This window comes from Acidobacteriota bacterium (assembly GCA_040752915.1).
Taxonomy (GTDB): Bacteria; Acidobacteriota; UBA4820; order UBA4820; family DSQY01; genus JBFLVU01.
Genome location: JBFMHB010000108.1, coordinates 1 through 6143, shown reverse-complemented (window position 1 = coordinate 6143; position 6143 = coordinate 1). Strand labels below are relative to the sequence as shown.

Here is a 6143-nt window from a genome sequence, read left to right as displayed (position 1 = left end):
GAGGCCCCCCACCCAGAGGACCGCCCGCGAAAGGGCAGGGGGAAGCAGGCCGCGAAGCGGCCGCCGGAGGGGGCCGGCGGAGGCCCCCTCTGGAGAGCGGTCGCGAGGGAGCGCGGTTCGAGCCCCGTCGGTCCCGCCAACTCGGAAAGCGAAGCCCCGGGCGAGGTCCCGGGGTTTCGCCGTTTCAGGGGGGGCGAACCCGCGGCCGGGCGGGGGACGCGGGAGACGCGAAGGGGGGCGTGGTACCCTCGTTGGAAGCAGGGAGGTGAGGCATGGAACCTTGGATGGAGCACCTGCCGGCGGCGGTGACGGTGACGGATGCCCAGGGGCGGATCGTGGCCATGAACGCCCGGGCGGCGGAGGTTTTTGCCGAGGATGGAGGGCTGGCCCTCTTGGGGAGCAGCGTGTTTGATTGCCACCCGGAGCCCGCCCGCACCCGGACCCTCGAATTGTACGCGGAGCGGGCGCCGAACCATTACACGATCGAGAAGGCGGGGGTGCGGAAGATCATCCACCAGTTGCCGTACTTCGACGGGTCGGGCGCCTTCGCGGGCTTCGTGGAGATCTCCATGCCCATTCCCGAGGCGCTTCCCCACTTCGTCCGCACCTGAGGCGGGCGCGGTAAAATGGCCGGGGAGCAGGGAGGGAGATGGCTCGGTACGATGCGGTGATCATCGGCGGCGGCGCCGCGGGACTGGCGGCGGCCCGGGGTTTGGGCCGACTGGGCGCCCGCGTGGCCCTCGTGGAGAAAGAGGCCCTGGGGGGCGACTGCATCGCCTGGGGTTGCGTCCCCAGCAAGGCCTACCTTCACGTGGCCCGCCGGCTGCGGGACGCCCGTGAGGGCGTTGGCCTGGGGGTGGGCGACGGATCCCAGGAATTCGATTTCGGGGCGGCCCGGGCCTTCGTGGCGAGGGTCCAGGCCACGCTGGCCCGGCAGGACACGGAAGAGGTGCTCCGCCAGGCGGGCGTGGAGGTGCGCATCGGTAGCCCTCGCCTCCTCGCGCCGGACCGCGTGGAGGTGGATGGGAAGATTCTGGAAACCCGCCACGTGGTTCTGGCCACGGGGGCCCACGGCGTTCCTCCCCCCATCGAGGGGCTCCCCGACGTGGGTTACCTGGACAGCCGGCGGGCGTTGCAGCTTTCGAGCCTGCCCAAGTCCCTCCTGATTCTGGGTGGCGGCCCCATCGGCATGGAGTTCGCCCAGATGTACCAGCGCATGGGGGTCGCCGTGACGCTGGTGGAGTCCAACCCCCGGCCCCTCCCCCGGGAGGAGCCCGAGGCGGGGGAATACCTCCTGAAACTCCTCGTGGGCGAAGGCGCCCGCTTCCTGGGGGACCGGCGGGCCGTCCGGGCCGTTCGCACGCCATCGGGCAAGGGGCTCGTGCTCCGGGCCAAGGATGGGACCGAGCAGACCGTTGAGGCCGAGGAAATCCTGGTGGCCACGGGACGGTCGCCCAACGTGGAGGGACTTGACCTGGACCGGGTCGGCGTGGCCCACGACGGATCGGGGATCCGCGTCGACCGGGCCATGCGAACGACGGCGCGGGGAATCTGGGCCATCGGGGACTGCAACGGCCTCTACCAGTTCGCCCACATGGCCGAGCACGAGGCCGGGGTATGTGTCCAGAACATCGTGCGAAGCCGCCTTCTCCCGTTTCTCCTTGAGCACATGCACTTCCGTGCCGTGGCCTGGGTCACCTTCACCGATCCCGAGGTGGCCCATTGCGGGCTCACCGAGGCCGAGGCAAAGGAGCGCGGCATCCGCCACCACGTGCTGACCTACGACTTCGACCAACTGGACCGGGCCGTGATCGAAGGCCGACCCGGCGGCCTGGCGAAAGTCCTCACGGATCGGAGGGGTCGGCTCCTCGGCGCCCACATGGTGGGGGCCCACGCGGGAGAGCTCCTCCAGGAACTGGTGCTCGGGGTCCGGAAGGGAATGCGGGTCTCGGACATCTCCCAGACCGTCCACCCCTACCCGACCTTCGTCCAGATGGCCCGCCGGGCCGCCAACGTCTATTACGTTCGAACGGTCTTCGAAAACCCCCGCCGGGTGGCCTTCCTTCGGTGGCTGGGAGGCTTCGGACGCGGGTTCGCGCCGGAAACATGATGTAGGTTGTCCACGAGGCTTCGCCCTTTTCCTCCCTCGATCCAGGGGCGCCGGTCCGTCCTTGGCCGTGCGGTCGCCTCCCATCTTGCGGACCGATGGGACCGTAAGGCGCCGCCTCGCGGCCACAGGCCAGCCCGGGTGTCCTTGGTCCGGAGGCCGTGGCGTGTTTCGCAAAAACGAAGCGGATGCAACTCTTTGATGCGAAATGGATTAATGTGAACGGGTCCGGAAATGTGCTTTCGATTTGAAAGAAAGGGACCTCCCTCGGATTGGGATCAATGGGGCGGCTGGACCTGACAGAGCGGCGCCCTTCGACGGGAGGTCCGGGGGCTTTGGAAATCCCTGAACCCGGCGGAAGGGGCGGCCCGGGGCAGGAACCGGACCCTCATGCGCCTTCTTCAATCTGGAGGGAGAAGGGGCTTCGGCACTCACTTGAAGTTCGCCGGTGGCTTCTCTTCGCCTCGGGCGGACCGAGCGGCCCCATGAAGAAGGAGGGGGGCCCTTCGGCCCCCCTCCGGGAGAATGTCTGGCGTCTGGTAGATCTTATTCGCGGACCACGACCACCTGGTCCGCCTGGGGACCCTTGGTGCCGTCCTTGACCTCGAAGGTCACCCGGTCGCCCTCCTGAAGCTTGCGGAACCCGCTGCCCTGGATGGCGCTGAAGTGGACGAAGACGTCTTTTCCCTCGTCCATGGTGATGAACCCGTAGCCCTTCTTTTCGTCGAACCATTTCACCGTACCGGTAGCCATTGGGACTCCTTGAAAAAATGCTCTCTCCGGGAACCCGCTCGCCGGAGGCGGCAAGGTACCATTCCCCTTGCAACCCTGTCAAGACGCGGCGGGAGTTCGCGTTGACACCCCTCCCTGCCCCCAGTAAGATGAAGGCCCCGCCAGGGGACAGGCACGGCGCTTCGGGAGAAGCGGGCCTCGCGAACGGCCGCGGCGGGTGCCCCCCGAAGGGGCAAAGCCGCCGCGGCGGGGGTGCAGATGAAGCGAAAGAAGCTGTTCGATGCCGCGGGAATCCAGCGATCCCTCGGCCGTCTCGCGCTGGAGGTGGCCGAAAGGCTCCACGGCTGCCAGGATGTCGTCCTCATCGGAATCCACCGCCGCGGCGTGCCGCTGGCTCGCCGGGTGGCCAAGGCCCTCGAAAAGGCGGAGAACATCGTCCTTCCGGTGGGCGCGTTGGACATCAATCTATACCGGGACGATTTTTCCTCCGTGGGGACCGCCCCGGTCCTGCGGGGAACGCAGGTGGAGTTCCCCATCGAGGGGAAAACGGTGATCCTCGTGGACGACGTTCTCTTCACGGGCCGCACCGTCCGGGCGGCCCTGGACGCGCTGGTGGACATCGGCCGGCCCGCCCGGGTCCAGCTGGCGGTCCTCGTGGACCGAGGCCACCGGGAACTGCCCATTCAGGCCGACTACGTGGGCCTCTCCCTCAGCACCCGAAGGGAGGACCACGTGGAACTTCGGCTCAAGGAGATCGACGGGGAGGATTCCCTCATCCTCGAAAGCCCCGAATCCGGCGCCGGAAAGCGCGGGAAGCGTTAGGAGCCCGCCATGCAGATGCACCAGAAGGACCTCGTCGGAATCGAATCCCTTTCGGCGCAGGAAATCACCCTCATCCTCGACACGGCCGACAAGATGGCGGAGGTGTCCCGCCGCCCCCTCAAGAAGGTGCCCGCTCTGCGGGGGAAAATGGTGGTGAACCTCTTCTTCGAGAATTCGACCCGCACCCGTTCCTCCTTCGAGATCGCCGAGAAGCGGCTCTCGGCGGACACGCTCAACTTCTCCGCGAGCACCTCCTCCCTCCAGAAAGGGGAGAGCCTGGTGGACACGGTCCTGAACCTGGAGCGCATGCAGCCCGACTGCTACGTCATGCGCCACGGGAGCCCCGGGGCCTGCCAGCTCATCCGCCCCTTCACGAAAGCCGTCCTGATCAACGCGGGGGACGGGGCCCACGAGCACCCCACCCAGGCCCTCCTCGACGCCCACACCATCCGGCAGAAAAAGGGAGGGTTTCGGGGCCTCGAAGTTCTGATCGCGGGGGACATCGCCCACTCACGGGTGGTCCGATCGAACATCTTTCTCCTGACCAAGATGGGGGCCAAGGTGACCCTGTGCGGTCCCGCCACCATGCTTCCGCCCCACCTGGACTCGCTCGGAGTGAGGGTGACCAGCGATTTCGACCGGGCCCTGGAGGGGAAGGACGTGGTCATGATGCTCCGGATCCAGCTGGAGCGTCAGAGGAAGGGCCTCTTCCCGTCCCTCCTGGAGTACTACAAGTACTTCGGCCTGACCGAGGAGCGGCTGAAGCGGGCGGACAAGGACGTGATCGTGATGCACCCGGGCCCCATCAACCGGGGCGTGGAAATGGCCTCCGAAGTGGCCGACGGGCCCTATTCGGTGATTCTGGACCAGGTGGAGAACGGCGTGTCCGTCCGGATGGCCATCCTCTACCTCCTCCTCGGTGGGGGGGACGATGAAGCGTCTCATTAAGAACGGACGGGTGGTGGATCCGGCATCCGGAACGGACGAGACCCTCGACATCCTGCTGGAGGGTCCCTCCATCGCGGACGTGGACAAGAAGATCGCCGCGAAAGGCGCCGAAATCCTGGACGCCGCCGGTCTGGTGGTGGCCCCCGGCTTCATCGACATGCACGTCCACCTCCGCGAGCCCGGATACGAGAGGAAGGAAACCATCGCCACGGGGCTCGCCGCCGCCCTCGCGGGGGGCTTCACGGGCGTCTGCTGCATGCCCAACACGGACCCCGTGAACGATTGCGCCTCGGTCACCCGGTACATTCTCGAGCGGGCCAGGGCCTCGAGCCCGGTGGCCGTGTATCCCATCGGGGCCGTCACGCGGGGCTCCGCGGGCGAGGAGCTCGCACCCTACAGCGAACTGCGGGAAGCGGGCGTGCGGGCGATTTCCGACGACGGGCACCCCGTAAAAAAGAGCTCGGTCATGCGCCGCGCCCTGGAGTACGCCGGCTCCCTGGGCCTCCTCGTCATCGACCACTGCGAGGACCCCGACCTCGCGGAGGGGGGCGTCATGCACGAGGGCGAGGTGTCGGTTCGCCTCGGGCTCAAGGGGATCCCCGCCGAGGCGGAGTCCATCCCGGTCTTGAGGGACATCGCCCTGAGCGCCCTCACGGGCCGGCCGGTCCATATCGCACACGTATCCACCCGCCAATCCGTGGAAGCCATCCGGGCGGCCAAGAAGCGAAAGATCCGTGTGACGGCCGAAGCCACGCCGCACCACTTCACGCTCACCCACGAGGCCGTCGCCTCCTTCGACACGCGTACGAAGATGAACCCTCCCCTCAGGCCCAAGGAAGATGTGGATGCCGTCATCGCGGGGCTGGCCGACGGGACCCTCGACGTCATCGCCACGGACCACGCCCCGCACACCTACGAGGAGAAACTGCAGGAGTACGACCGGGCTCCCAACGGCATCATCGGGCTTCAGACCGCCGTTCCCCTCGCCCTGGACCGCCTCGTTCGCACGGGCCGCGTTTCCCTCGCGCGGATCGTGGACGCTTTTTCCTCTGCGCCCGCGCGGATTTTGGGCCTCGAGAACAAGGGCGCCATCCGCGTCGGGGCGGATGCCGACCTCACCCTCCTGAACTTGAGGAAAGAGTTCTGCTTCCGGGAAGCCGACGTCCTCTCCCTGAGCCGGAACTCCCCCTACTTCGGCATGAAGCTCAAGGGGGCGGTGGCGGGGGTCTTCATCGCCGGAGAGAAGGTCCTCTGAGGGGCGGTCCCGGCGGGACGGGGCCGGTTCGCGAGTCTGTCGTCAGGGGGGCGGCCCGGTGAAACCCGTCAGCGTCTTCGTCTGCCAGTCCTGCGGATCCCAAAGTCCCAAGTGGCTCGGGCGCTGCCCAGGCTGCGGGGAATGGAACAGCCTCGTGGAGGAGGCCGCCGCCCCGTCCCCAGGCCGGCGCGGTCGCGCCGCCTCCTCCCGCGCGGTGTCCCTGGCCGACGTGAGGCCCCCCGAAGGGAGCCGGCTCGCCACCGGAAACGCCGAGGTGGA

7 protein-coding genes are annotated in these 6143 nt (G+C 67.9%); 6 read left to right on the top strand and 1 reads right to left on the bottom strand.

Going from position 1 to position 6143, the window contains the following annotated elements; genetic code table 11:
- Positions 1–272 precede the first annotated feature (272 nt).
- Positions 273–611 carry a PAS domain-containing protein gene (locus AB1824_12850; protein ID MEW5765853.1) on the top strand — a complete coding sequence of 113 codons (339 nt, stop codon included), beginning with the start codon at positions 273–275 and terminating at the stop codon, positions 609–611.
- A gap of 38 nt (positions 612–649) precedes the next feature.
- A complete protein-coding gene (locus AB1824_12845) occupies positions 650–2110 on the top strand; it encodes an NAD(P)/FAD-dependent oxidoreductase (GenBank protein ID MEW5765852.1) in 1461 nt (486 codons plus the stop codon).
- A gap of 543 nt (positions 2111–2653) precedes the next feature.
- Here the strand turns inward: AB1824_12845 and AB1824_12840 are convergent.
- The gene (locus AB1824_12840) at positions 2654–2860 is read right to left on the bottom strand and encodes a cold-shock protein (GenBank protein ID MEW5765851.1); all 207 of its coding nucleotides are present in this window, start codon (positions 2858–2860) and stop codon (positions 2654–2656) included.
- 237 nt (positions 2861–3097) lie between these two features.
- Here AB1824_12840 and pyrR point away from each other — a divergent pair, with 237 nt between their 5' ends.
- The 4 genes from pyrR to AB1824_12820 form a co-directional block, all read left to right on the top strand.
- Positions 3098–3661 (top strand): bifunctional pyr operon transcriptional regulator/uracil phosphoribosyltransferase PyrR, encoded by a 564-nt coding sequence (gene pyrR, locus AB1824_12835; protein ID MEW5765850.1) that lies wholly within the window; start codon positions 3098–3100, stop codon positions 3659–3661.
- A gap of 9 nt (positions 3662–3670) precedes the next feature.
- On the top strand, positions 3671–4609 hold the full coding sequence (locus tag AB1824_12830; GenBank protein MEW5765849.1) for an aspartate carbamoyltransferase catalytic subunit: 939 nt from the start codon (positions 3671–3673) through the stop codon (positions 4607–4609).
- Complete coding sequence (locus AB1824_12825) at positions 4593–5864, top strand: dihydroorotase (GenBank protein ID MEW5765848.1); 1272 nt, start codon at positions 4593–4595, stop codon at positions 5862–5864. Before AB1824_12830 ends, AB1824_12825 begins: the two co-directional genes overlap by 17 nt.
- Before the next feature lie 58 nt (positions 5865–5922).
- On the top strand, positions 5923–6143 hold a 221-nt coding region (locus AB1824_12820; protein MEW5765847.1), incomplete at its 3' end, for a DNA repair protein RadA.